At 35.6% G+C, this 26617-nt stretch carries 29 protein-coding genes; 20 read left to right on the top strand and 9 right to left on the bottom strand.

Translation table 11 applies throughout. The features are described 5' to 3' along the window. The first annotated feature begins 2 nt into the window (after nt 1-2). The 8 genes from trpB to HAV12_RS06565 all read left to right on the top strand — a co-directional run bounded on the left by trpB (nt 3) and on the right by HAV12_RS06565 (nt 8185). Nucleotides 3-1184, top strand: a complete 1182-nt coding sequence (gene trpB / locus HAV12_RS06600) for a tryptophan synthase subunit beta (protein ID WP_171568950.1) — start codon at nt 3-5, stop codon at nt 1182-1184. Between the two features lie 58 nt (nt 1185-1242). Further along, the gene (locus HAV12_RS06595; protein ID WP_171568949.1) at nt 1243-1560 is read left to right on the top strand and encodes a gamma-glutamylcyclotransferase family protein; all 318 of its coding nucleotides are present in this window, start codon (nt 1243-1245) and stop codon (nt 1558-1560) included. A gap of 64 nt (nt 1561-1624) precedes the next feature. Then, the gene (locus tag HAV12_RS06590) at nt 1625-2362 is read left to right on the top strand and encodes a carbon-nitrogen hydrolase family protein (RefSeq protein ID WP_171568948.1); all 738 of its coding nucleotides are present in this window, start codon (nt 1625-1627) and stop codon (nt 2360-2362) included. A 143-nt stretch (nt 2363-2505) separates the two neighbouring features. Further along, on the top strand, nt 2506-3267 hold the full coding sequence (gene trpA, locus HAV12_RS06585; RefSeq protein ID WP_171568947.1) for a tryptophan synthase subunit alpha: 762 nt from the start codon (nt 2506-2508) through the stop codon (nt 3265-3267). A 290-nt stretch (nt 3268-3557) separates the two neighbouring features. Continuing rightward, a complete protein-coding gene (locus HAV12_RS06580) occupies nt 3558-4187 on the top strand; it encodes a TetR/AcrR family transcriptional regulator (protein WP_171568946.1) in 630 nt (209 codons plus the stop codon). Further along, nucleotides 4177-5499, top strand: coding sequence for a TolC family protein (locus HAV12_RS06575; RefSeq protein ID WP_171568945.1), 1323 nt, complete (start codon nt 4177-4179; stop codon nt 5497-5499). Before HAV12_RS06580 ends, HAV12_RS06575 begins: the two co-directional genes overlap by 11 nt. 12 nt (nt 5500-5511) lie before the next feature. After that, entirely contained in the window at nt 5512-6591 is a 1080-nt protein-coding gene (locus HAV12_RS06570; RefSeq protein WP_171568944.1) for an HlyD family secretion protein, read from the top strand. Nucleotides 6592-6595: 4 nt separating this feature from the next. Next, nucleotides 6596-8185: an MDR family MFS transporter gene (locus HAV12_RS06565; RefSeq protein ID WP_171568943.1), complete on the top strand. Its 1590-nt coding sequence runs from the start codon at nt 6596-6598 to the stop codon at nt 8183-8185. A gap of 296 nt (nt 8186-8481) precedes the next feature. On the opposite strand, the gene yaaA is transcribed toward HAV12_RS06565, so the two are convergent. Then, nucleotides 8482-9240 carry a peroxide stress protein YaaA gene (gene yaaA, locus HAV12_RS06560; RefSeq protein WP_171568942.1) on the bottom strand — a complete coding sequence of 253 codons (759 nt, stop codon included), beginning with the start codon at nt 9238-9240 and terminating at the stop codon, nt 8482-8484. Between the two features lie 330 nt (nt 9241-9570). Between yaaA and HAV12_RS06555 the strand changes: the two genes are divergently transcribed. From HAV12_RS06555 to HAV12_RS06545, 3 genes are all read left to right on the top strand, one after another. Beyond that, nucleotides 9571-10998, top strand: coding sequence for a CCA tRNA nucleotidyltransferase (locus HAV12_RS06555; protein ID WP_162304646.1), 1428 nt, complete (start codon nt 9571-9573; stop codon nt 10996-10998). Nucleotides 10999-11051: 53 nt separating this feature from the next. After that, the gene (locus HAV12_RS06550; protein WP_132034489.1) at nt 11052-11351 is read left to right on the top strand and encodes a hypothetical protein; all 300 of its coding nucleotides are present in this window, start codon (nt 11052-11054) and stop codon (nt 11349-11351) included. 334 nt (nt 11352-11685) lie between these two features. Then, on the top strand, nt 11686-12711 hold the full coding sequence (locus tag HAV12_RS06545) for a heme A synthase (protein ID WP_171568940.1): 1026 nt from the start codon (nt 11686-11688) through the stop codon (nt 12709-12711). On the opposite strand, the gene HAV12_RS06540 is transcribed toward HAV12_RS06545, so the two are convergent. From HAV12_RS06540 to HAV12_RS06505, 8 genes are all read right to left on the bottom strand, one after another. Then, the gene (locus tag HAV12_RS06540) at nt 12692-13459 is read right to left on the bottom strand and encodes a LytTR family DNA-binding domain-containing protein (protein WP_171568939.1); all 768 of its coding nucleotides are present in this window, start codon (nt 13457-13459) and stop codon (nt 12692-12694) included. The genes HAV12_RS06545 and HAV12_RS06540 overlap by 20 nt on opposite strands. A gap of 38 nt (nt 13460-13497) precedes the next feature. Next, nucleotides 13498-13866, bottom strand: a complete 369-nt coding sequence (locus HAV12_RS06535; RefSeq protein WP_171568938.1) for a 2TM domain-containing protein — start codon at nt 13864-13866, stop codon at nt 13498-13500. A gap of 18 nt (nt 13867-13884) precedes the next feature. Continuing rightward, nucleotides 13885-14190: a 2TM domain-containing protein gene (locus HAV12_RS06530; RefSeq protein WP_238698678.1), complete on the bottom strand. Its 306-nt coding sequence runs from the start codon at nt 14188-14190 to the stop codon at nt 13885-13887. Nucleotides 14191-14192: 2 nt separating this feature from the next. Continuing rightward, entirely contained in the window at nt 14193-14522 is a 330-nt protein-coding gene (locus HAV12_RS06525; protein ID WP_171568937.1) for a 2TM domain-containing protein, read from the bottom strand. 2 nt (nt 14523-14524) lie between these two features. Continuing rightward, on the bottom strand, nt 14525-15883 hold the full coding sequence (locus tag HAV12_RS06520; RefSeq protein WP_171568936.1) for a 2TM domain-containing protein: 1359 nt from the start codon (nt 15881-15883) through the stop codon (nt 14525-14527). 18 nt (nt 15884-15901) lie between these two features. Continuing rightward, nucleotides 15902-16525, bottom strand: coding sequence for a hypothetical protein (locus tag HAV12_RS06515; RefSeq protein WP_171568935.1), 624 nt, complete (start codon nt 16523-16525; stop codon nt 15902-15904). Between the two features lie 43 nt (nt 16526-16568). Then, nucleotides 16569-16979, bottom strand: a complete 411-nt coding sequence (locus HAV12_RS06510) for a DUF2141 domain-containing protein (protein WP_171568934.1) — start codon at nt 16977-16979, stop codon at nt 16569-16571. A 318-nt stretch (nt 16980-17297) separates the two neighbouring features. After that, on the bottom strand, nt 17298-19463 hold the full coding sequence (locus HAV12_RS06505) for a TonB-dependent receptor (protein ID WP_171568933.1): 2166 nt from the start codon (nt 19461-19463) through the stop codon (nt 17298-17300). A gap of 162 nt (nt 19464-19625) precedes the next feature. On the opposite strand from HAV12_RS06505, the gene HAV12_RS06500 reads away from it, so the two are divergent. The 9 genes from HAV12_RS06500 to HAV12_RS06460 all read left to right on the top strand — a co-directional run bounded on the left by HAV12_RS06500 (nt 19626) and on the right by HAV12_RS06460 (nt 26565). After that, nucleotides 19626-20357 (top strand): carbon-nitrogen hydrolase family protein, encoded by a 732-nt coding sequence (locus HAV12_RS06500; protein ID WP_171568932.1) that lies wholly within the window; start codon nt 19626-19628, stop codon nt 20355-20357. Nucleotides 20358-20421: 64 nt separating this feature from the next. Then, complete coding sequence (locus HAV12_RS06495; protein ID WP_171568931.1) at nt 20422-20880, top strand: DinB family protein; 459 nt, start codon at nt 20422-20424, stop codon at nt 20878-20880. A gap of 15 nt (nt 20881-20895) precedes the next feature. Further along, nucleotides 20896-21471 (top strand): sugar O-acetyltransferase, encoded by a 576-nt coding sequence (locus HAV12_RS06490; RefSeq protein ID WP_171568930.1) that lies wholly within the window; start codon nt 20896-20898, stop codon nt 21469-21471. After that, entirely contained in the window at nt 21471-21860 is a 390-nt protein-coding gene (locus HAV12_RS06485) for a VOC family protein (protein WP_171568929.1), read from the top strand. Before HAV12_RS06490 ends, HAV12_RS06485 begins: the two co-directional genes overlap by 1 nt. Before the next feature lie 367 nt (nt 21861-22227). Further along, nucleotides 22228-23508: a chloride channel protein gene (locus tag HAV12_RS06480; RefSeq protein ID WP_171568928.1), complete on the top strand. Its 1281-nt coding sequence runs from the start codon at nt 22228-22230 to the stop codon at nt 23506-23508. 100 nt (nt 23509-23608) lie between these two features. Beyond that, complete coding sequence (locus HAV12_RS06475; RefSeq protein ID WP_171568927.1) at nt 23609-24208, top strand: HPP family protein; 600 nt, start codon at nt 23609-23611, stop codon at nt 24206-24208. A 223-nt stretch (nt 24209-24431) separates the two neighbouring features. Next, nucleotides 24432-24971 (top strand): hypothetical protein, encoded by a 540-nt coding sequence (locus HAV12_RS06470; RefSeq protein WP_132034457.1) that lies wholly within the window; start codon nt 24432-24434, stop codon nt 24969-24971. 131 nt (nt 24972-25102) lie between these two features. Next, the gene (locus HAV12_RS06465; RefSeq protein WP_171568926.1) at nt 25103-25462 is read left to right on the top strand and encodes a four helix bundle protein; all 360 of its coding nucleotides are present in this window, start codon (nt 25103-25105) and stop codon (nt 25460-25462) included. A 44-nt stretch (nt 25463-25506) separates the two neighbouring features. Next, complete coding sequence (locus tag HAV12_RS06460; RefSeq protein ID WP_132034453.1) at nt 25507-26565, top strand: nucleoid-associated protein; 1059 nt, start codon at nt 25507-25509, stop codon at nt 26563-26565. Nucleotides 26566-26617 lie beyond the last annotated feature (52 nt).

Here is a 26617-nt window from a genome sequence, read left to right as displayed (position 1 = left end):
TTATGAATTATAATGTTAACGAAAAAGGATATTACGGCGAATTTGGAGGAGCTTACATTCCCGAAATGCTGTATCCGAATGTAGAAGAATTACGCCAGCAATATTTAAAAATCATCGCTGAACCGGATTTCAAAGCCGAGTTTAACCAATTGCTAAAAGATTACGTTGGCCGTCCAAGCCCGCTTTATTTCGCCAAACGTCTTTCTGAAAAATACAATACTAAAGTCTACCTGAAAAGAGAAGACTTAAACCATACGGGAGCGCATAAAGTCAACAACACTATCGGACAAATACTGGTGGCCAAACGTTTGGGTAAAAAACGAATTATTGCAGAAACCGGCGCAGGTCAGCATGGTGTGGCAACCGCAACCGTTTGTGCCTTAATGGGACTGGATTGCATTGTTTATATGGGCGAAATTGACATTGCCCGTCAGGCTCCGAATGTGGCGAGAATGAAAATGTTGGGTGCAGAAGTGCGTCCGGCGCTTTCAGGGTCAAGAACCTTAAAAGATGCAACTAACGAAGCCATCCGGGACTGGATTAACAATCCCGTTGACACGCATTATATTATCGGATCTGCTATCGGGCCGCATCCTTATCCGGATATGGTAACCCGTTTTCAGAGCATTATCTCAGAAGAAATCAAATGGCAGCTGAAAGAAAAAGAAGGACGCGAAAACCCTGATTATGTAGTAGCCTGTATTGGTGGCGGAAGCAACGCTGCCGGAACTTATTATCACTTTTTACACGAGCCTGAAGTGGGTATTATTGCTGTTGAAGCCGCCGGAAAAGGAGTCAACAGTGGTCACAGTGCCGCAACAAGCAAGTTAGGAAAAGTGGGCGTTATTCATGGTTGCAAAACACTTTTGATGCAGACTCCTGACGGACAAATCACAGAGCCCTACTCTATTTCCGCCGGTCTGGATTATCCGGGAGTTGGCCCGATGCACGCCCATTTGGCACAAACGGGCCGTGGCGAATTCTTCTCCGTAACCGATGATGAAGCGATGAATGCCGGTTTGGAACTTACAAAACTGGAAGGTATTATTCCGGCGATAGAAAGTGCGCATGCCTTTGCCGTTTTAGACCAGAAAAAATTCAAACCAACCGATGTTGTGGTCATTAGTCTTTCCGGTCGCGGTGACAAAGATTTAGACAATTATATCGAATATTTTAAATTATAATAAAAGTTGTAATTTGGGCGTTATCGCCGCAGACCAATAACAACACAAAACACTATTTATGGAACAGCTATTTTCTTACGGAACATTACAGTCAAAAGAAATTCAGATGCAGGTTTTTAATAAGATCTTGCCCGGAACACCGGACCAGCTGACAGGTTATAAACTAAAGGATTTAAAAATAGAGGAAGAATTTGGAATGACAGATTATTTTGTAGCCATGCCCAGCGAAAATACTTCCGATTTTATAAAAGGAATCGTTTATAAAATATCCGCCAAAGATCTGGCAAAAGCAGATTTATTCGAATCTAATGCCTATAAAAGAGTTCAGATCAAACTGAAATCAGGCGTAACGGCATGGATTTATATTGAAAGTTAAAAATCGAAAAAAGAAAGATCCTTTAAGAACCTCAACCCATAAATACTAAAAATAATACCTAATAATGATTTTAGCAGCAGCACAAACCAAACCAAAACGAGGAGATATAGCGTCTAATTTATTGGATCATTATCGTTTGATCGCACTGGCTGCAGAAAAAGGGGCCAGTTTAATTGTGTTTCCGGAATTGTCTATTACAGGTTACGAAAGAGGAAATGCGGCCGAACTAGCCTTTACAAAAGACGATTACAGAATAGACCATTTAAAAGAACTGGCGGTCGATCATAATATTACCATTGTTGCGGGTGCTCCCATTCAGAATGAATCAGAATTGTATATCGGTGAATTTATTATTTTTCCCGATAATTCGGTTTCGATGTACACCAAACAATTTTTGCATGAAGGTGAAGATGAGTTTTTCCAGCCTTCCTTCGATTATAATCCAATGATTACAATTGAAGACCAGACAATTTCATTTGCGATTTGTGCCGATATTGACCATCCGCTGCATGCTGAAAATGCCGCTCAAAAAGAAACTTCGATTTATATCGCCAGTATTTTCTTTTCGCCAAACGGGATTCCGAATGCGTACCGTGATTTACAAAGTTATGCCCGAAAACATAAAATGAATGTCCTGATGTCTAATTTCAGCGGTGAATCCTGGGGATCTCCTTCAGGCGGAAAAAGTGCTTTCTGGAATAACAAAGGAGAACTTGTCGCACAAATGAACGATTCAGATTCCGGACTTTTAATTGTAGAAAATCAAAATGATAACTGGATCAGCCAGGTTATTACCACGTAAAACAGATAAAGAATACCACAGATTACACAGATTCTCACAGATTAAATTCTCAAAAAAATCATTAAAATCTTTTTAACCTGTGGAAAAAAATAATTACCCTGTAAGGTTATAAAACCCGTCGGGAGCAAATAAAAAAATATAAAATGAACAGAATAACGCAAAAATTACAAGAAGATAAAAAGATCCTTTCTATTTATTTTTCGGCCGGATATCCGAATTTAAACGATACGGTTCAAATCATTCAGGATTTGGAAAAAAACGGAGTGGATTTAATTGAAATTGGTTTGCCATTCAGCGATCCTTTGGCAGACGGACCAACGATTCAGGCAAGTTCAACACAGGCCCTGCATAACGGAATGACAACACAGATTCTTTTCGATCAGTTGAAAAACATTCGCGAAAGTGTAAAAATACCGTTAATTATCATGGGATATTTCAATCCGATGTTACAATACGGCGTTGAAGCATTCTGCAAAAAATGTGCGGAAATCGGCATTGACGGATTGATTATTCCGGATCTTCCGGTTGACGTTTATGCTGAGGAATACAAAGCCATTTTCGAAAAATACGGTTTAATAAACGTGTTTTTGATTACACCGCAAACTTCAGACGAACGCATTCGTTTTATTGACAGTGTTTCAAACGGCTTTATTTATATGGTAAGTTCTGCAAGTGTTACCGGTTCTCAGGCAGGCTTTGGAAATACGCAGGAAAGTTATTTCGAAAGAATTGCAAATATGAATCTGAAGAATCCACAAATTGTTGGTTTTGGAATTTCGAATAGAGAGACTTTTAATCAGGCTACTAAATTTGCAAAAGGTGCTATTATTGGAAGTGCTTTTATTAAACATTTAAGCGAAAAAGGTTCAGCGAAAATTTTAGAATTTGTTGGAGAGATCCGATAATTATATTCCTGATAAAAAAATACCAACCTCATGTTTGTCATTTCGACGAAGGAGAAATCTTCGCAAGAAACTCTACAATCAAATATTTCAATCTTTGTCAATAATGTGACGAAGATTTCTCCTTCGTCGAAATGACAATACAGACTGCTAAGGCTGTAATGCTAAATGTTTCCTCTTTTTGATCGTCAAATCAACTACAAGGTTTTCTGTTAATATTGTGTTAAAATAAAATTAAACAACTGTTTAATTTAAACGCTTGTTTAATTTTGTACCCGATTAGAAACACTACTATGTCAAACTTCGAATTTAATGATAAAAAAATTCAGATTCTTGAGGTTGCTGAAAAGTTATTTTCAGATAAAGGATTTGAGGGAACTTCGATACGGGATATCTCAAAACATGCAAAAATAAATATTGCCATGGTTTCGTATTATTTTGGTTCCAAAGAGAGGTTACTTGAAGCTTTAATTATCTATAAAACTTCTGATTTAAAATTACAACTTGAAAATTTATTACAGGAAAATCTCGAACCTATTGAAAAAGTCAATAAATTAATTGAAATTTACATTAACAGAATTAGCTGTAACAAAGGAATTTTCAGGGTTTTACATTTTGAACTAAACTCAAAGAACCGAGAAAAAAGCATGGCGGCCTTTACGGAATTAAAAAAAGGAAACTTAAAATCTGTTGAAAGTATTATTACACAAGGTCAGTTAAAAGGTGTTTTCAGGAAAGATGTTATCATTCCGCTTATTACACCAACTATAATTGGAACCTTTTTTCATTTCCACATGAACAAACCTTTCTTTGAAGAACTTTTAAATTTAAATACAGAAAAGTTATACAACGATTATATTAAAACCAGTCTTACAAAGCACATTCAACAAACTATAAAAGCACTACTTGTTTATGAAAATTAGTCAATTAATGCTCTTTGGGATTTTCTTTATCGGAATTTCATCAATAGAAGCACAAGAAAAAACAAGTTTAACCTTAGACGAAGCCGTTAAACTGGCTTGGGAAAAAAGTAACGAAGTTACTCTTGCCAACACTAAGGTAAACTCAAAAAAGTATGAGTTACAAACGGTTAAAAACAACCAATATCCTGATTTAAAAATTTCAGGACAGTACCAAAGGTTAACAAAAGCTTCTATCGATATGCACAATGACGAAGCGAGTGCAGAACCAATGGCTTCCCCGGACCGCGCAATGTTTGGTATGGCGAATTTGAGTCTCCCTATTTTTTCGGGATTTAAAATCCAGAGCAGTATTGAAGCTTACGACAATCTTTATGAGGCTGAAAGTGCAAACGCAGCTAAAACTAAAGAGGATGTTGCTTTACGTGTAATTACCTATTACACTGCTTTATACAAAGCACAAAAAACACTGGATCTTCTAAACGAAAATCAAAAACAGGCGCAACAGCGTGTAACTGATTTTACGGAACTCGAAAAAAACGGAATCATTCCAAGAAATGATTTATTGAAAGCGCAGTTATTGGTTTCTAAAACGAAATTATCGATTGATGAAGCAAATAACAACATCAATAACATCAATTTTTACCTGACTACTTTATTAAAATTAGATCCGACAGTAAAACTTCAGGTTAACGAAGCTGATTTCTTTAATTTAAAAACAAACAATGCACCAACTTCAGATGCTCTGGCGCTTGAAAGCAGAAAAGATTTAGAAGCTATTCGTTTTCAGCAGAAAGCAAGTGAGGCCAATATCAAAGTGGCCAAATCAGGATATTATCCTTCTCTTGCCTTATTGGGTGGTTATACCGCATTCGACCTTAAAGATTTTATTACGGTAAAATATGCGATGAATTTTGGGCTTGGTTTAACGTATGATTTATCCGGAATTCTAAAAAACAGCGCTCATGTACGCGAAGCTGAAAGTAGGGCTTTAGAAGTAAAAAATACGGAAGCTGTTATGACAGACCGAATTAAAGTAGAAGTTCAGAAATCTATTGAAGATTACAGTCTGGCAATTAATCAAAGTGTCGTTTATGACGAAGCGCTGAAGCAGGCCGAGGAAAATTACAGACTTGTAAAAGACAAATTTGATAATGGTTTATCTGATACTAATGATTTAGTTGAAGCTGATGTAGAACAGCTTAATGCCAAAATAAACACTGCTTTATCTAAAGCGGCCATTATTCAAAAATATTACGAATTACTTTCAGTATCAGGACAATTATCACAATCATTCAATCTTTCTAAAATATAATCGATAGCTCTCATGGAAAAGAAAAAAACAAATACTAAATTCATCATTATACTAACCGTTTTGGTTTTAGTGGGGGGAACTTACGGAATAACAAAATACATGCACTCCTTGTCTCATGAAGAAACAGATGATGCTCAGATCGAGAAAAAAATGAACCCGATTATCCCAAGAGTATCCGGTTATATTAGCAAAGTGTATGTGAAAGATAATGATTTTGTAAAAAAAGGAGATACTTTATTTACCATTGACAAAAGAGATTATCAATTAAAAATCGATGAGGCAAACGCTGCTCTTTTAGGAGCTGAAGGTCAATACGAAGCTGCAAAAGCTGATATTGGAAGTGCATACGCCAGCATTTCTGTTTCAGATGCCAATATGAAATCTGCAGGTGGTTCTATCGAAAGTGCAAAAATCAGACTGCGACAGCTTACAAATGATTTCAACCGTTATAATAATTTGTACAAAACACATACCATTACAAAACAGCAATTTGAGCAGGCTCAGACTGCAAAAGACGAAGCTGAAAACCAGGTACGTGTTTTAGAACAACAACAAAGAGCAAGTTCTTTTCAAAAATCAGTAATTCAGTCTAAATCTAAAGTTTCTGATAAACAAACTGAAGTTGCGGCTGCCAACATCAAAAAAGCAAAAACAATGCTGGATGTAGCGAAACTAAACCTTACGTACACAGTTGTAACTGCTGCTATTGATGGTCAGGTTTCTAAAGTTGATATTCAGCCGGGACAACTGGTTCAGCCGGGACAATCTTTATTTTATATCATCAACAATACTGAAGCCTGGGTTGTGGCTAACTTCAAGGAAACACAATTAAACAAAATGGTTGTGGGTCAGAAAGTGAGTTTAAAAGTTGATGCTTATCCAAACTACGAATTCAAAGGAACTTTAACTTCGTTCTCACCAGCTACAGGTTCCCGTTTTTCTTTATTACCTCCTGATAATGCAACTGGAAACTTCGTAAAAACGATTCAGAGATTACCCGTAAAAATCAGTTTAGATGAATCAAACGATCCTGAGAAAGTAAAATTATTACGTCCGGGAATGAATGTTGATGTAGACGTACATTTAAAATAATATAATGACAGCAGCAGTACAAGGAGATGATGATTTAGTAGAATACGGTTACAGACGTGTTATTATCACGATTACAGCAGTACTTTGTGCTTTGCTTGAAATCGTTGATACGACCATTGTAAACGTGGCACTAACAGACATGCGGGGTAGTCTTGGTGCTACTTTGACTGATGTGGCCTGGGTGATTACAGCATATGCAATTGCGAATGTTATTGTAATACCGATGACGAGCTGGCTATCACAACAATTTGGAAGACGTAATTATTTTGTGGCCTCTATCATACTATTTACAGTCTGTTCCTTTTTGTGTGGAAATGCCAGTAATATCTGGGAACTAGTAGCTTTTAGGTTTGTTCAGGGTATGGGTGGAGGAGCCCTTCTTGTAACAGCACAAACTATTATTACCGAAAGTTACCCCGTGGCAAAACGTGGTATGGCGCAGGCTATTTACGGAATGGGCGTAATTGTTGGTCCGACTTTAGGTCCGCCTTTAGGAGGATATTTAGTAGATAATTATTCCTGGCCGTATATTTTTTATATTAATATCCCGTTGGGAATTATTGCTACCATTCTGGCCATTACTTTTGTAAGAAGCCCGAAATATGGAGAAAAATTAAAAGCAAATCAGGTCGACTGGTGGGGAATTATATTATTAGCCTCTTTTATTGGTTCTTTACAATTCGTTTTAGAACACGGGCAACAAGACGACTGGTTTAACGATTCGCTTATTGTAACCCTAAGTGTTATTACCGTTTTGGGATTAGTATTATTTATATGGAGAGAGCTTACGTATAAACATCCGATTGTAAACTTAAGTGTTTTAAAAGACGGAAACTTAAGAATTGGAACCATCATGTGTTTTATACTTGGTTTCGGTTTATACGGATCAACATTGATTATCCCGATTTATACGCAGTCCATTTTAGGATGGACAGCAACTGATGCCGGATTATTATTAATTCCGGGATCGATTACAACAGCGATCATGATGCCATTTGTTGGAAACATGATTCAGAAAGGAGTACCGCAAGCCTATATGGTTGGAGTAGGATTTTTAGTTTTCTTCTTCTTTACCTTTATGATGCAAACCCGAATTACACCTGATACCGGTGTAGAACATATGTACTGGCCTTTAATTTTGAGAGGAATTGGTTTAGGATTACTTTTTGTGCCTATTACGACGCTTTCCCTTTCCACTTTAAAAGGAAAACATATTGGTGAAGGAGCCGCTTTTACCGGAATGATGCGACAGTTGGGAGGTTCATTTGGTATTGCCATCATTACCACTTTTATTACCCGTTTCAGTCAGGAACACAGAGTAAATTTACTCACGAATTTAGATCCTGCAAACTATCAGGTTCAACAACGTATCATAGGAATGCAAAAAGCTTTTGAAGCTAAAGGCTACAGTGCCGATGTTGCCCTTAAAAAAGCCTATCAGGCCATAGATTACGCCGTTTTAAAACAAAGTACCGTAATGTCATACATAGATATTTTCATGTACTTAGGAATAATGTTCTTATTTTGTATACCGATTATTCTTTTCATCAAGAAAGGAAAAAACAAGATTAATCCCGCCGATGCGATGCATTAATAATAATTATAATAATTGATTTATAATACGGAAAGCCGGGATCTTAATTGAACCCGGCTTTTTTATTTTAATTTTCAGAATGAAATAGTATTTAAATAAGAAGTTTGGCTAAAGCCCTTTATGAATTCATATAAGTATCTCCAGCTAAAGCTGGAGGCTATTGAAATTCCAAACCGGAAACGTAAATCTTAATTGAGGCAATAATAAAAGATCTAGTAAGTGAGACCCTCAGCAATTCAGACCCTAAAAAAACCTCTGAACCTTTGCATCTTTGCCCCTTTGAACCTTCCAAAAAACTATCTCGTAAACACCAAATGATTCCCTTCTGAAAGATTGGCATCAAACTGATACCCTTCATAATTGAAACCTTTTAAATCATCAACCGTTTCAGCATTGGTATCGATAATATAACGCACCATCATTCCCCTTGCCTTTTTAGCGAAGAAACTGATTATCTTAAGTTTTCCATCTTTATAATCTTTAAAATCAGGCGTAATTACAGGTACCTTTAAAGCTTTCACATCGACAGCAGAAAAATATTCGTTACTGGCCAAATTCACAAACAACTCCCCTTTTGACAACTCATTATTCAAAGCGTTGGTAACGGGCGCTTTCCAGAAATCATGCAAATTTTTATGTTCTCCAACAGGGAGTTTTGTTCCCATTTCCAAGCGATAGGCCTGCATAAGGTCCAGTGGTTTTAAAACGCCGTAAAGCCCGGATAGGATTCTGAGTTTGTCTTGCAAAACGTCTAATTTTTCTAATGGAATTGTATACGCATCTAAGCCGGTATAAACATCACCATCAAAAGTATAAACTGCAGGACGCGCATTTTCGGGTGTAAAAGGTGTTTTCCATTGTTGGTTTCTCTGCCAGTTTAAATCCGCCAGTTTTTCTGAAATCGACATTAGTTCCGCTAAATCAGACGGTTTTTTAGGTTTTAAAACTTTATGAACCTGACGTGCTTCTTTTAGGAAAGACGGTTCTGTATAGTGTGCAGTTGGTAATTCTTTTTCAAAATTTAAGGACTTGGCAGGCGATATAACAATTTTCATGTGTGCATTTTTAAGTGATTCAAAAATACAAATTGAATTGCTAAAAAAACAGTATTGCAATTGATTTGTTTGATAGCCGTATAAGGCTTTTTTTGGCCACGAATTTCACGAATTTTCGCTAATCGTATCGGGTCAAAAAATTAAAACGGATTCATGAAAATTCGTGAAATTCGTGGCAACCTTTTTTATTTGATAAAATTCAGCACTTCAAACTGTGAATTTCTTCAAAAAAGTGAGCAATAGATTATAATAGGCATTTTCTATGTTGTAAATTTGCAGACGTTCGATTCTCTTCAGAACTCAACGTTACTATTTAAAATTCGTGAATACGTGGCTATACAGACAAATTATAAAACAGCTTTACAACATAAAATCTTCGGAATCATTTCGCAGGCCTCTCAGGAACTCAACGTTGACACTTACGTGATTGGTGGTTTTGTCCGGGATTTACTTTTAAACCGTGGTTCTAAAAAAGACATAGACGTTGTAGCGGTGGGCAGCGGAATCGAACTGGCCTTAAAAGTATCTGAATTACTTCCTAAAAAACCAAAAGTTCAGGTTTTTAAAACGTACGGAACTGCTATGTTGCGTTTTGAAGATACTGATATTGAATTTGTTGGTGCCCGAAAAGAATCTTATAATTTTGACAGCAGAAATCCGCTTGTTGAAAACGGAACTTTGGAAGATGACCAGAATCGTCGTGATTTTACCATAAATGCGCTGGCCTTATCCTTAAACGAAAAAACGTTTGGAGATCTCTCTGATCCGTTTGATGGTCTGGCTGATTTAGAAAATAAAATCATTAAAACTCCTCTGGATCCAAGCATTACGTATTCTGATGATCCGTTGCGTATGCTTCGTGCCATTCGTTTTGCTACTCAGTTGGGTTTTGAGATCGAAAAGAATTCATTAGACGCGATTACCAAAAATGCCGAAAGAATAAATATCATTTCCGGAGAAAGAATTGTTGATGAACTGAATAAAATCCTTTCGACTGAAAAACCTTCTGTTGGATTTTTACTTTTATATCAAACCGGACTTTTAGATCTTATTTTACCTGAATTAACCGCGTTGAACCAGGTTGAAGAAATTGAAGGCCATACCCATAAAAACAACTTCTATCACACGTTGGAAGTTGTCGATAATATTTGTCCAAATACAGATGATGTATGGTTACGCTGGTCGGCTTTATTGCATGATATTGGAAAAGCTCCGACAAAGCGTTTCAATAAAAAACAAGGCTGGACTTTTCACGGACATGAATTTCTGGGTGGAAAAATGGCTAAAAAAATATTCGAACGCCTGCACATGCCCTTAAATCACAAAATGAAATTTGTGCAAAAAATGGTCATAATGAGTTCGCGTCCCATTGTTCTGGCTCAGGATATTGTAACGGACAGTGCTGTTCGCCGTTTGGTTTTTGATGCAGGAGAAGATGTAGAGAATTTAATGACATTATGCGAGGCCGATATTACAACCAAAAATCCTTCAAAGTTTAAAAAGTACCATAAAAACTTCGAAATCGTACGCAAGAAAATTGTTGAAGTCGAAGAACGCGATCATGTACGTAAATTTCAACCGCCCATTTCGGGAGAAGAAATTATGGAGTTTTATAATTTAAAACCTTCACGCGAAATCGGAATGTTAAAAGAAGCTATTAAAGAAGCTATTTTAGAAGGTGAAATCCCTAATGAGTATGATGCTGCTTTTGAGTTTATGCAGAAGAAAGCGCATAAAATGGGATTAGTTAAATTGTAATTCATTCCCGGGATTATAACGGATTTTATTTAATTTTATAAAAATTAAAAGTTATGGATATCGCCGAACTAAAATTAGATCTGATAAAAAAAATAATGGAAACCAATGATCTTGATTTATTACTAAAAATAAAATCTTTATTAGATTCTGGTGAATCAGGAGAGGATTTATCTTCAGTCAATGAACCTGTTGCAGCATATGAAAAATTAAAAACTAAGAATATCAGAATTTTTTCTGAGGCTGAACAAAAGAAAATAAACATTGCGTTACAACAATACGAAAACGGAGATTTTGTCTCGAATGAAGAAGCTCAAATTGAATTAGAACAATGGTTCAAAGAACAAGAAAAATAGTTTGGACTTCATTTGCAAAAGAATCAAAATACGCTATTTTTTTGTATTGGAATCAAAGAAATAAATCAACATCGTACAGTAGAAAATTAAACGTTTTACTTCAGGAATCATTAAAACAAATTGTAAAATTTCCGGAAAGCGCTATTGAATCAAATAATTCAAATGTCAGACTTAAAATTTTGAGTCATTTTGAATTGATTTACCAAATTACAAATACTCAAATTGTTGTTCTTGACATTTGGGATACGAGACAAAATCCTGAAAATTTTCCAATTAAATAAATTTAAAAAAACATAGAACCTCAACAACTAAGAATCTCAGGCACTCAAAAAAAATGAAAAAACACTTCCCTGCAATCGCAAAAACAGCATTAGTTTTAGTTTATTTAGTAATTGTCGCAGGAGCCTTAGTTCGAATGACAGGTTCCGGAATGGGCTGTCCGGACTGGCCGAAGTGTTTTGGATATTATATTCCGCCAACGGATTTAAAAGAACTGACCTGGGCACCAAACCGTGTTTTCGAAAAAGGTCAGGTCATTATTAAGGAGGAAACTTTATTAGTTGCGAAAGATAATTTTACAACTGAGACCAATTTTGATGCTTCGCATTGGGAAAAATATACCAAACACGATTATGCTATTTTCAATCCGTTGCATACCTGGATAGAATACATTAACCGTTTATTCGGGGCATTGGCCGGTATGGCTTGTTTTTTTATGGCTGTTGCTTCCTTTAAATTCTGGAGGAAAAAGAAAAGAATTACACTTCTTTCCTGGCTGGTTGTTTTCATGATGGGCTTTCAGGCCTGGTTAGGAGCCAAAGTGGTTTATTCTGTATTAAACCCGATAAAGATAACCGTGCATATGGTAATGGCATTGGTAATTGTTGCGGTAATTTTATACATTATTCAATTAGCAAGACCAAAATTGACTGCCGTAACATACAATTCCGGATTTAAAAAAATACTTTTGTTTTCGCTTTTGCTGACTCTAATTCAAGTTGCTATTGGTACACAAGTACGTCAGTTTATTGATGAACAGGTAAAAAACGGTCTGACGGAAAGTATTCTTTGGCTGCAAAATCCTTCCGTTACTTTTTACATCCATCGTTCCTTTTCGATTATCGTTTTACTTGTAAATGTGTATTTATTCAATAAGAACAGAAAACTAAACTTAGGTTTTTCAAAAATAAACTGGGTATTGTTTATCATCGGAATAGAAATTCTAACCGGAATGGCTATGGCGTATCTTGATTTCCCATTGGGGAGCCAGGCCATACATTTGGTTTTAGCCTCTATCCTATTCGGAATTCAGTTTTATGTGATTCTGGAAGCGAAGAGAACTATCCCAGCCAGCTCTTAAAATCCTGAACTTTTTCGCGGCTTACAATAACCTCATCTTCTTTATAAGACGGTAAAATAACTTTCAGACGCGAATTGGTGTAAACCTGAATTTCCTTTATTGCCGTAAGCGGAACAATAAATTTTCTGCTTACGCGAAAGAAATCTTTCATATCCAATTCCTGTTCGAGAATCTCTAAAGTCGAGTCGATTAGGTAGTTTCTGTTTTCGAAAGTATGAATGTAGGTTCCTTTATTTTCACTAAAAAAACATTCAATCTCATCGGTGGTAATCACTTTTAAGTGTTGTCCTATTTTGACTGTAAATCGTTTTTTATAGTTCTTTTCAAAAGGATTAGACAGCATTTTCCTGATTTGCTCAAAATCGAGCTGAAGGTTTGTGGTTTCTGTTCCCAATTTAGGAAGGCGGGTTTTAAACTTTGTAACCGCAACATCGAGATCCTCTTCATCAATAGGTTTCAGAAGATAATCGATACTGTTAAGCTTAAAAGCTTTTAATGCATATTCATCATAAGCAGTGGTAAAAATAATGGCGCTTGTAATGTTTATTTTTTCAAAAATTTCAAACGACAAACCGTCTGATAGCTGAATATCCAGAAAAATTAAATCGGGATGTTTGTTATTGCTGAACCAATGAATAGATTCTTCTACAGAGTGTAACATCGTTTCTACAGCAATATCTAACTTTTCAAGTTTCCGCTGCAACAATCTTGCAGCTGGTTTTTCGTCTTCTATAATTAATGTGATCATCTATTGATATGCAAAATTTGAAAAAATAAATTTTAAAGTTACTCCCATTTATTCTTACTCTCTACTTCTTTCTCCATATATTTTTTGATTTTTTTATCCTCCCAATCCTTATTGAAAAAGATATCAGGCCCAAAAACTGTAAAGGCATGAATGGCTAAAGCAATCCCCCAGTAAAATGCTGTCGAATAGATTTCCCAATTCTGAAACCCTCTCAATTCAAAATGATTTCCAACAAAGTCTCTGTTCAAACTTGAAATAATGATAATAGCATTCACTATAACATAAACCTTCAAATGCGAGTAAAATCCTTTTATTTTTTTTACTTTTCTGTAAGCTATGTTATAGCTTTCGTCTGTGCTAAATTCATGTGCATATTCTTCGTACATACGTCTTCTAAATCGTCCCATTTTTTTATTTGAATTATATTATTGCCATTTGTTTTTGCTCTCTTTTTCTTTTTCCATCAATTCCTTGATTTTTCTTTCTTCCCAATCTTTACCTAAAACCGGAAATACTTCAAAAACTTTTAACCCATGAAAAAGAACTCCTACTCCCCACCACAATAGTGGCCAGAAAAACCATAAATACTGTGGAGATGTCCACAAATTAATGATAATCAATATAATATTAACCCCAATAAAGGCGGTAAGATTACCATAAAAGCCTTTAATATTTTCTACTTTCTTTTTTGCAAGATAGTATCTGTCCTCTTCATTATAATTTATTTCCATGATCACACCCATTTTTGTTTTTTTTGTCTTTTCTCTAAAATATGTTTCAGTTTACGTTCCTCCCATTCCTCTCCAAAAACTTTAAAAGAAAGAAATAAATCTATTGCAGAAAATAAAAACACCGAGGTCCAGATTATCATTACAACATGATTTAAATATAGGAATGGAAAGAAGTTCAGTGGAACTCCATAATATTCCTTTACCACAAAAACTACTAATCCTAATGCATAAACAAGCGCATGCATATAAAAAGATCTGAGCTTTACTGCCTTTTTCCTGAAGATTTGCTGAAACTCAAATCTTTCATGATCTTTGTTACAATTCGTTTCCATACTTATTTCCAGGTTTTTTGGTTGTTTTCTTTTTCTAAAATTTCCCTGATTTTTCGTTCTTCCCAATCAGAGCTATACCCAAACACTTTGAAAGCGTGCATGGTAAGTCCAAATCCCCAGCCTAAAGCCGAAAACCAAAACCATTGAAATCCAGGAGAGTAGGTTAAATTTACAAAAATTAAACACGGAATTACACAACAATATGAAATTACGTTTGCATAAAATCCTTTTAACTCTTCTACTCTCTTTTTAGCCCTGAAATAGGCTTTATTCTCATCACTATATTCTGCACTTGTTTCCATAACTGAAATTTGTTTGGTTAAAATTGGAATTTTAACGGTAAAATTTTCTTCGTTTTGTTCAATCAGAACTTTCCTGTTGGTTATAATTCCATATCGGTTTACGATGTTTTGCAAACCAACTCCCTGACGATCCTGTAATACTTCTTTCTTCTGAAAATTATTCTGGATGGCGAGACAGTCGCCGTCAATAAAAATTCTGATATGCAATGGTTTTTGCTCGCTTACCACATTGTGCTTTACTGTATTTTCGAGTAAAAGCTGTAGTGACAACGGAACTACTTTTGCATCCGGATTTATACCTTCTGAAGGTAATTCGTAAAACAAACTGTTTTCGAAACGCATCTTTAACAAATTCATATAGGTTTTGGCAAAAGACAATTCCTCTTCAACAGAAACCAGTTCCTTATCTTTCTGTTCTAAAACATAACGATAGATTTTAGACAAAGAAGTGGTGAAACGCTGTGCATTATCCGGGTTTTCTTCAATCAGGGAACTCAGCACATTTAAACTATTAAAAAGAAAATGCGGATCTATCTGATTCTTTAAACTTTCGAATTTTGCATTTGCCGTTCCAGCGATAATCTTTTGCTGGGTTACTTCAAATTTCGAAGCCTGTTTCCATTTTACCATAAAGCTCCTGGCCTGCATGAAAGTGGAGACTCCCAAAGATAAAATGATATAAAAAAGGTGTACCCAAATCATTCTTTCACTAAAAAACTTATCTAAGGAAAGGTTCTGTACCACCACAAAAATGATATAGTTGATTCCTAAAACGGCCGGAACCGTGTATAAAACAGTACACAGAATGCCGTAATAAACCCTCAGGTTGGTTTGTTCCAGCCAGTCCCATTTTTTATCTAAAAGAACATTCAGAAAGCCATTTCCGAAACCGAGTCCAAAGGAATAAAGGCAGCTTAAAAAGAACGTCAGCAGTACATTTTTAACAGTTAAATCGGCTCCTAAAAAAGCTGAAAATATGATTGTAAAGACCATAGAGATCTTGAAACACATGATTGTTCCGGTTCTCAAATTTGCGAATGTATTTCTATGGTCTTTCATTTATGAACTTATATGATATTATTTTTTACAACTTTTTTGAGTTTCCAATGCCCTGTCTAATCCCCATTTTGGTGAAAAAGGAGTTTCCGGTTTAAATGTAGCAAAAAGTTCGACAGCTTTATCAACCTGAGCACACAATGGCTTTGTATCAACGCCTGTCCATTTTGCTCCTCCTAACTGATAATCAGCTTCACCAAAAACAGCTCTCGGATTATTAGGATCTATTGCCTTAGCTTTGGCGTAATTCTCCATTACTTTACCGGAATATTTTTGAGCGTTTGTCATCGGATCCTGTACCACCCAGGCGGTATAAAGCAAAGCCTGCAAAACATATAATTCTGCGTTGTTCTGGTCTTTAATAAATTCAACATCAAGTGCATCCTGCGCTTTGGTTAGTAATAAATCAACTTTAGATTTATCTTTTTCTGCAAAAGCACTGGTTGTATTTACTAAAGCAACATAATAATTAGGCAGCCAGCTGTTTTTTTCTGCAGAAGCAATTCTTTCAAACATTGCCGAAGCTTCGGTGTTTTTTCCTTCTTTCCAAAGTCCGAATGCCTTTCCCATTCCTTGTTCAAATTGTGTTTGTGCTGAACTTATTACGGCTACAAATAATGCGATTGTGGTAATTATTTTTTTCATTTTGGTGTATTTTAATGGTTATTATTAATTAATTAATTATTTTTTATTTGAATACAATATCTATTTTCGAGTCTTTGCTAACCGTAAATTTAGCATCTTTGTAGGAAGGAGGCCCCATAAATCCTTTAGCATTATTAGAACACGCATACGGTTCAGAAGGAATTCCCATCATATTTTTATCCAGCTTTCCATTACTGTTTTCATCATGATACGTTGAAATTCCGTATTCTCCTTTTGGAATCCCTACAAATGTAACGGTTGCCTCATTATTTTTAATTTCAGAAACCATGCTTTTATAAATCGTTTTAAGGAATGTGTCATCAGAATTGTACAAACCTACTTTGACAACTCCTGTGTTGTTTTTTAATCCTGAAACAGAAACAGTAAGATTTACATTTTGTGCAGACATTAAACTGCAGATAAAAAAAGTGATTAACGTAATAATTTTGATCATGATTTCTTTATTTAAGGTTCCGAGTTACTAAGGCTCTGAGGTTCTAAGTTTTTTTTATTGATGATTAAAACTCTGTTATTAATTTATACTTCAAAAGTATATCGGTTTTTGCTCTTTTAAAATTAAATGCTACCGAGTTGTTGATTTTGGTTACTGAATTGTTTTTTCTTTGAGGTACAAAGTAACAAAGGTGCAAAGGCTCAAAGTTTTTTATATCCTACAAATCTAATTTTGCCAAATAATTTCTTTAAAAAAGCTTTTACGATCACAATTCTAAACCTTTGTAACTTTGCACCTTTGCAACTCTGAACCTTCTTTCTACAAGTTTTTCAACTGATTCTCATTTTTATTCTGACTAATCGTCCAGAAGAAACCAACAAAAAAGAATCTGTCTGCTGTTGGTATAACCGCTTGTCTGTTGTAAACTCCGTTGGCATCCGGTAATTTGGCATAATCGTATCCGAAAACATTCTGAGTTCCCAATATATTTGAAACCGAGAAATACAATATTTTTTGGGTGGTCAATAAGTACGCCCAGTTAAAGCTTAAGCTATTGTAGGACTTTGTCTTTCCGTTCATAAATTGTGTCTGGTTGGGATCGTTGTAAGGTCTTCCGGAACTGTAACTGTTCGTGAAACCAATTTGTGATTTCCAATCGGTGATAAAATATTTGGTTACGATGGACAAACTATGATTCGCAACAAAATTTGGTGTCGCCATATTAGGAAAGTTTTTATACTTTCTTTCCGAATCGATATAAGAATAAGAAATCCAATATTCTAAATTTTTATACAAATTACTGTCTCTCCAAAACAAATCCAAACCTTTGGCATAACCGGAACCGTTATTATTGAAAACCGAATTATATTGAATATCTCTTGTATTATACTGAACCAAATTGCTGTAATCTTTATAGTAAGCCTCGGCTCTGAAGGTTTGTCCCGGTTTCGTAAATTGATAATTCAGAATATAATGCTGCGCTTTTTCGCTTTCAAACTGATGGTATTTTGAATACTTGATATAATCAACCACCGGTGTCTGGGAAAAATCCCCATAAGCAAAAGAGAACTGGCTATGTTTAGAAATTTTGTAAGCTACGGAAGCTCTTGGCGCCAGATTTGTTTCATCTAACAAACTGTTATTCGAAAGCCTTACACCTACTTTCAAAGCCAGGTTCTTCGAAAACAAAACATCTCCCTCCGTATAAAAAGCCGCAATATTGGAATCGTAACCATTTGCTACTTTAATCGAAATATTATCATTGAAGTTTTCATTAAATTTGGTAATGAAATAATCGGCTCCAAAAGATAATTTAAAGTAATTGGAAACATTTTTTCTCAATTTCAATTTTAGTTGTGCCGCATTTTCATTAGTATCAATATCGTTAATATCAAATTTAACTTTGTTTTTGCTGTACCCGTAACTTATTCCCGAAGTCAGTTGCCAGCCGGTTCCAAAATCTCCTTTGTAAGAAGCATTCAGATAAAAATTATTATTGTTTAGATCCGTTCTGACCGGTTCAGCAAAATTTATATTTTTCTGATTCAAATCGAATTTTTCAGAATCGAAAGCAGCATACAATTTAAAAATCCCATTCGTAAAATGATAACGATAAACGGCTTCCCCACCGAGAGACTGGTAAGGATTATTCCAATCTACATTTTGTGGAATAACGGCCTGGTAAGGCGCTAAATTGATACAATTGGTATTGATACTGAACGAGCTTTTTTTCCATTTTTGAGTGTTCCCTACTCCTAAACCAACCGTCATTAAAGCGATATCTGTCTTATTCTGATCGGGTTCGTCCTGAGTATTCAAAAGTAAAACACTCGATAAAGCCTCCCCGTATTCCGCAGAGTAACCCCCTGTAGAAAAAGCGATTCCACTAAACAAAAAAGGAGAAAATCGGCTTCTGGTCGGCAAATTATTAGTACTTGCACCGTAAGGCTGCGCGACGCGAAGTCCGTCAACGAAAGTCTGTGTTTCGCTGGCTTCTCCTCCACGAACAAATAAACGTCCGTCTTCCCCAACGGTCTGTGTCCCCGGCAAAGTCTGCAAAGCGGCAATAATATTTCCGGCAGAGCCCGCAGTGGTAACAATATCTAAAGGTTTTAGCACTGAAACTCTCGCCTTATCTCCCGATTCTAAAGTTCCGGCTGTGATCACTACGGCGTCAAGAGCATTTACATTTTCTCTTAATTTAACCGTTTGGTCTTTATAATTGGTAACATCAATTTCTTGTTTGAAGGTATCATACAGCAGGAAGCTCACTATTAAAAACTGATTTCCCGTTGTTGTCGTTTCAAAAGAAAATTCACCCGTTTCAGAACTTGTAGCTCCGTCATACGTTCCGTCAATATAAATATTGGCTCCGGGAACTGGTTTTCCTTTTTGGTCAAGCACTTTACCGGAAATGGTGTTTTGAGCAGAAACAATAGCTCCAAAAAATAGAACGGTAATTGTAAAAAGTAATTTGGTTTTCATACCTGTTGGTTTATATAGTATTGATTTTTGATGATGCAAATGTATTTTAACAGTTTTAGTTAAAAAATATTAAATAACCCAATTGTAGAAATTCGGGGATGAGTTGTAAATTACTTATTTGTATCTTAGCTTTTAGTTCGTCACTTTTAAGATAAAATACAAATGAACATAGGAATTGCACAGATAAAACCCAGCAAGGGAGACATTTCAGCCAATATAGAAAAGCACATCAAATTTATCGAAATTGCTTCTTCACTAAAAGCAACTTCCCTATTTTTTCCGGAGCTTTCTTTAACAGGTTATGAACCGGAGCTTGCAAAAGAACTTGCAACTCATCAGGACGATGATCGTCTGGATGACTTTCAGCAAATTTCGAATCTTAGAAACATTACAATTGGAGTCGGGATTCCAACAAAAACAAATACAGGAATCCAAATCAGCATGATTGTATTTCGACCCGATCAGGAAAGACTTACCTACTCCAAGCAACAACTTCATGAAGATGAATTTCCGTATTTTGAGAAAGGTCATGAACAATTACTAATCGAAATTGAAAACCAAAAAATTATTCCCGCGATTTGTTATGAAAGCCTGCAAATAGCACATGCAGAAAAAGCAAGTAAACTGGGAGGAGAAATATATCTTGCCAGCGTAGCAAAATCCCAAAATGGTATAAAAAAAGCATTTATGCACTACCCGGAAATTGCCGAAAAATATACAATGCCGGTTTTAATGGTAAATTGTATTGGGGAATGTGATAATTTTGTGAGTATGGGTTTTAGCGCTGTCTGGACAAAAGAAGGGAAATTAGCCGGACAACTTGATATTAATCATGAAGGTATTATAGTTTTTAATACACAAACCGAAGAAATCACAAAACATATCATCCGGTGAAATTCATAATCAGTTAAAACCTGAAATTAAACTTTAAGAAAAAAACAAAAAATCCATAGCCGTTATGTCAGAAAACAAAAGAATTTCGAATTTATACCAATCCATTTATAATGGAAATCCGTGGCTGGAGGTTACTCTGTCACATACTTTAGAAAATGTAACAGCAGAGCAGGCTTACAGGAAAGTAAACCCTAATTTGAATACCATTTGGGAAATTGTCAATCACCTTATACAATGGAGAAGAAACATTTTAAGGCGTGTAGAGGGGGAAACAGTTGTAACTCCTGACCATAATTATTTTGTCCCAATTTTAGATTCTTCCGAAGCAGCCTGGGAGCAGTCGCTGCAAAGTCTGGCGAAATCGCAGGAATTGTGGAATGCCTTTTTCGAAGATTTTAATGATTCGGATTTAGAAAAAATATACGTCGATAACAATCATACGTATTATGAACACATTCATGGAATCATTCAGCATGATGTTTATCATTTAGGGCAAATTGTAATTCTGAAAAAGTTACTGTAATCCTAACCCTACTTTATGAAGACTGAAAAAGAAAAAATGATTTCGGGCGAATATTACCTTGCAGGAGATCCTGTTTTAGTAAAAGAACGACGAAAAGCCAAAAACTTATTGCACCGCCTCAACGTAACCGAATACCGCCTGACGAAAAAAGCCAAAGAAATTATAGCTGAATTAATTCCGAATACAGGCAAAGGTTTTTATATTGAGCCCCCTTTTCATTGCGATTACGGGTACAATATTTTTTGTGGAGACAACGTTTATTTCAATGTCAATTGCGTGGTTTTAGACTGTGCACCGGTACATATCGGATCGAATGTGTTCTTTGCCCCGAACGTTCAAATTTATACGGCAACCCATCCGCTTGACGCCGAGTTGCGAAAAACATTAGAAAATGCTTTACCGATTACCATTGGAGACGATTGCTGGATTGGCGGGAATACTGTTATCTGCCCGGGCGTAACCATCGGAAAAGGCTGTGTCATCGGCGCCGGATCTGTAGTGACGAAAAACATTCCGGACAACTCACTGGCTGTTGGAAATCCCGCAAAAATCATTCGAAAATTAAATCAGGAACCTGAATCAAAATCATAATGCTTACCTTAAACAAAGTCCACCATATCGCCATTTTATGTTCTGATTATCAAAAATCCAAAGCTTTTTATACCGAAGTTTTAGGACTGACTATTATTCGCGAAATCTACCGTGAAGAACGTCAGTCGTATAAACTTGACCTCGCATTAAACGGAAGCTATATCGTCGAATTATTTTCGTTTCCGAATCCACCGAAGCGTCCTTCACGACCTGAAGCTGTGGGTTTACGTCATTTGGCTTTTGAAGTTATTAATCTGGAGGAAACCGTTGCTTTTTTAAATTCGAAGAATATCGATTCGGAACCCATTCGAATCGATGAAACAACAGAAAAGCGATTTACTTTCATCGCCGATCCGGATTTATTGCCTATTGAATTTTATGAAAGGTAATTTTTAGAAAGATTTAATCTTGAGAAGTCGCGAAGTCGGAAAGTTTTTTTTTCATTTATGTCATTTCGACGAAGGAGAAATCTTCGCAAGTAGCTCGACAAAGATTGGCGATTTTGCATGTGGAGTTACTAGTGGAGATTTCTCCTTCGTCGAAATGACAAACTAGTAGGTTTAGTAATTAATTTAAATTAAACTTCTCAACTTTTCGAAATTTTTCTTCCACATTACACAACAAAAACAACTTAGAATTATCCTTCAAAACAACTTTTAACACAATATGCTGAATGTTTTTTATTAAAAACCGAATTTGATTCTCTAATTTTGTAGAATCGCATAAAAAATACTGCGATGCTCAAATTTACTTCTGATGAACAAAACGGCGCAAATCAAAAAAAATCATCAATTCATTGTTTTCCGAAAATTAGTTGTAGTTTCTGTATTAATTGGTTTCCTTTCGGCATTCTTAGGAATTTCACTAAAAAAAATAACCGAATATTACGAAGAAATTTTCTTTCACCAAGTGACTGTAAATCCAATATTCTATGTTCTTTTTCCTGTTTTCGGATTGTCCGTCATCTATTTCCTGAGACAATATCTTTTTAAGAAAAAGGAAAATAAAGGCATTAAGGAAGTATTTGAAAGTACTAATTCAAGTTCAAAAAATCTTCCTTCGTATAAAATTCCATCCCATTTTATAAACGGATTATTAACCGTTATTTTCGGAGGTTCAACCGGAATTGAAGTTTCAACTGTTGTAGCTACTGCAACAATTGGTTCCGTTGCACAGCAAAAAGAAAATGTTTTCCGTAAGTATAAAACAGAATTAATTTGTGCCGGAGTTGCCGCCGGAATCACCGCTTTATTCAGCAGTCCTATTGCCGGAATTTTATTTGCTGTTGAAGTAATCTCCCGAAAAGTGACACGTGCTTTTATCATTACCAATGTAATCGCAGTTTCTATTGCTTTTGGTTTATTATCGATTTTAAAAGAAGAGCCTTTATTTACCGTTTCGATTAGCACCTGGCATCTGAAAGCGATTCCTTATTTTATTCTTTTAGGCATTCTGGCCGGAATAAATTCGGTTTACCTGACACGCTGCGTATTGTTTTTTAAATCTCAGTTCGGTAAAATCCAAACTCATTATTACAAAATTCTTATAGGATCAGTTGTTTTGAGCGTTTCTTTATTTGTATTTCCACAATTGTACGGAGAAGGCTATCATTCTATTAAAATGATTTTTGGAAATTCCAGCGAGCTTCCTCTGACCCTGACTTTAGCCCTGACTTTCATCGGGATTTTAATTCTGAAACCAATCGTAACTTCTGTAACCCTGGCTTCCGGCGGCGATGGAGGTGTCTTTGCCCCGAGCCTATTTATCGGTGCTTTTCTGGGCCTATTGGTAGCTTCTATTTTAAATACATTTTTTAACACACAGGTAATCCCGGTTAATTTTATGATTATCGGAATGGCCGCAGTACTGAGCGCCAGCATTCATGCGCCTTTTACTGCTATATTTTTAGTTTGCGGTTTAACAAATGACTATACTTTATTCTTTCCGATTTTAGCCACTTGCCTGATTTCTAAATACACGGCAAAAATGATTTATCCGTATACGGTTTATACGTATGCTCCAGGTTTCATAAAATAAAAAGATATTTTTTTGCCACAGATTAAGCGGATTCTAAGATTTTTAATCCTTAAATCTCTGGCAAAAAACATTAATGTACGTCAAAATAAAATGCACATAAATGCCCACTCAAAAATTAAAAAGAAGTTACCGCAAGACCCGTTATATCCTTTACAAGGAAACCTTAATTGATTATAAAGAACACTTTTGGTCGTTTTTAGGTTCCTTTGTTGGAATTGGAATTCTGGCTTACATACAATCCATACATTTTTCCGGTAATGACGCCGTTTATTTAATTGGTTCGTTTGGCGCTTCGAGTGTTCTGGTTTACGGAATTATTCAAAGTCCCTTTTCACAGCCCCGAAATTTAGTTGGCGGACATGTGGTTTCTACACTGGTCGGCGTAACCGTTCATAAACTCGCTCCCGACATTATCTGGATTGCGGCACCACTTGCCGTTTCCCTGGCTATTATTGTAATGCAAATTACCAAAACACTGCATCCGCCCGGAGGTGCAACGGCACTTATTGCCGTAATTGGATCCGAAAAAATAAAAGCTTTGGGCTATATGTATGTCCTGTCTCCTGTACTGGCAGGAGTTTTGATTTTGCTTGTGGTCGCTTTAATTTTTAATAATATGACTTCAAGCAGGACTTACCCAAGTCATAGTACCTATCACAAACAGTATCATAAAATCAGAAGGCGATTCGTTCGTAAATAAGCCCCTTTTGTCATTTCGACGAAAAGATAAATCATAACAGGTAATCGGCAAAAATTGTCGACATTTCTTTGCGGAATTTATTATGTGATTTCTCCTCACGTCGAAATGACACGTCAATAAGACAAATTATTGCTTAACTAAAATCTTTTCAACAAAACGTAATTCATAATTCGGATTTCGTTTTTTATATTTTACCTTTGACTTTTCAAAAAATACAAAGATTATGGTTTATAAATTTAGAGTAATTCTAGACGCCGAAGAAGACATTTTCAGAGACATTGCAATTCTTGAAGACGATACGCTTGAGGATTTACACAATGCGATCTTCAACGCTTTTGGTTTTGACGGAATGGAAGTAGCTTCGTTTTATACCTGCGATGAAACTTGGAATCAGGAAGACGAAATTCCGCTTTTTGATACCGGAGATGTTCCAGGCGAACAAAAAATCATGAGTGATTATACCTTATCTGATATCTTAGACAAAGAAAATACTAAAATTATCTATGTGTACGATTTCATTAATATGTGGACATTCCTTGTAGAATTGGCCGCTGTGGAAGAGCAATCTGCCACTGCAATCTACCCGGAAACCTTATTCTCCCATGGGGAAATGCCGGACGAAGCCATAGAAAAAAACTTTGAAGCCGACATGCACGACGATATCTACGGCGAATTTGAAGACGATTTAGACGAGGATGATCTGGATATGTTCGAAGGAGACGACAGCTTTGAGGATTTCGGGTTTGAGGAGAATTGGAATTAGTTTTTTTTTTTTGAGGTTCTGAGGCTCAGAGGTTCAGAGAGGCAAAGGTTCAGAGGATTTCTTTAAAATCTTACGATTTTAAATTATAGGTTTTTTCTTATTATATATATTTGCTTTTTAAATATATAAAAATGAAAACTTTTAGAGACCTTTTAATCTGGCAGAAATCAATGAGTTTGGTAACCGAAATTTATCAATTAACCAATTTATTTCCAAAACAAGAAATTTATGGACTAACTTCACAAATCAGAAGATGTTCAATATCAATACCAAGTAATATAGCTGAAGGTTATGGCAGAGAGGGTAATAATGATTATTTGAGATTTTTAAATATCTCTATTTCATCATTATTCGAAATGCAGACACAACTTGAAATCTCATTCAATTTAAAATACATAAACGAGAATCAATTCAATAAAATAAATGGAGAAAGCAGGGAAATAGAACGAATGTTAAGTTCTTTTATCAGAAAAATAAAAGACAGAAACTAAACCTTTCAACCTCTGAACCTTTGCCGCTCTGAACCTAAATAAACATGATCAACTTATTCAACACCCACATCGAGACGCTTTCGATACACCGCGTAGGAAACAAAAGCAGAAACGAAGCGATTTTTTTATCGGAACAGCCATTTAATTTAAATGATGAAATTGTGCCTTTGATAAAAGAGTACTTCTTTAAGCCTTTTAGAGAAAAAGAAGAAAACTATTATCAGTTTGCGCACGAAGTAGATTTGGATTATAACGACATGTTTAAATATGCTACGGAGATTTTTGCTAATCCGGCAAATGTGCAGGAAATTTCCAAAAAAATCACGACACATTTATTCGAGCAGTCCAATCACCCGCATATTAAAAACGGAGAGGTTTATGTAACCTACCTGACTAATTTAAGTATCGACAATAATGTTGTGGATGCTATCGGAATTTTTAAAAGCGAACTGCAAGCTGACTTTTTACAATTCGAAGAAAAAGACAGCAATCTTGAAATGATCCTGCAACAAGGAATCAACCTGAGCAAATTAGATAAAGGATGCCTGATCTTTAATTATAAAAAAGAAGAAGGGTATAAAATCCTTACCGTAGACAGCAACCGTTATGACGCTCGTTACTGGCTGGAGCATTTTCTATCTGTTGATGCTTTTGAAGATGAAAACTTCATTACTAAAAAATACCTGAAATTCTGTCAGAACTTCGCGAAAGACGTAGTTTTACCGGCAGAAGACAAAAAAGAAGAAGTGATGTTTATGAACCGGTCTGTGAATTATTTCGCTAAAAATGATCAGTTTGAAGAACAAAATTTCTTAAATGAAGTATTAGACAACCCTGACTTAATTCCTGAATTCAAAAACTATAAAGTTGATAAAGGAGAAAAATATAGCATCGAAGATGTAACCTCATTCCCAATTGCCAACGCAGCAGTTTCAGACGCCAGAAAATCGATTAAAAACGTTATTAACCTGGATACGCATATTCAGATTAAAATGGATTTCATCAATCCGGAAAGTGCCGAAAAATACGTTGAAAAAGGCTGGGATGAAGAAAAACAAATGTATTACTATTTAGTTTACTTCAACAAAGAAGAAAAAAGCTAGAAGTCATTCATTTTCTATTACTTACTTAAACAAAAAACGGCAACTACTATTT

The sequence above is a fragment of the Flavobacterium sp. CLA17 genome (assembly GCF_013112255.2).
Taxonomy (GTDB): Bacteria; Bacteroidota; Bacteroidia; order Flavobacteriales; family Flavobacteriaceae; genus Flavobacterium; species Flavobacterium circumlabens.
Note: the sequence above shows the minus strand (reverse complement) of the source record. Positions and strands in the feature narration are given on the sequence as shown.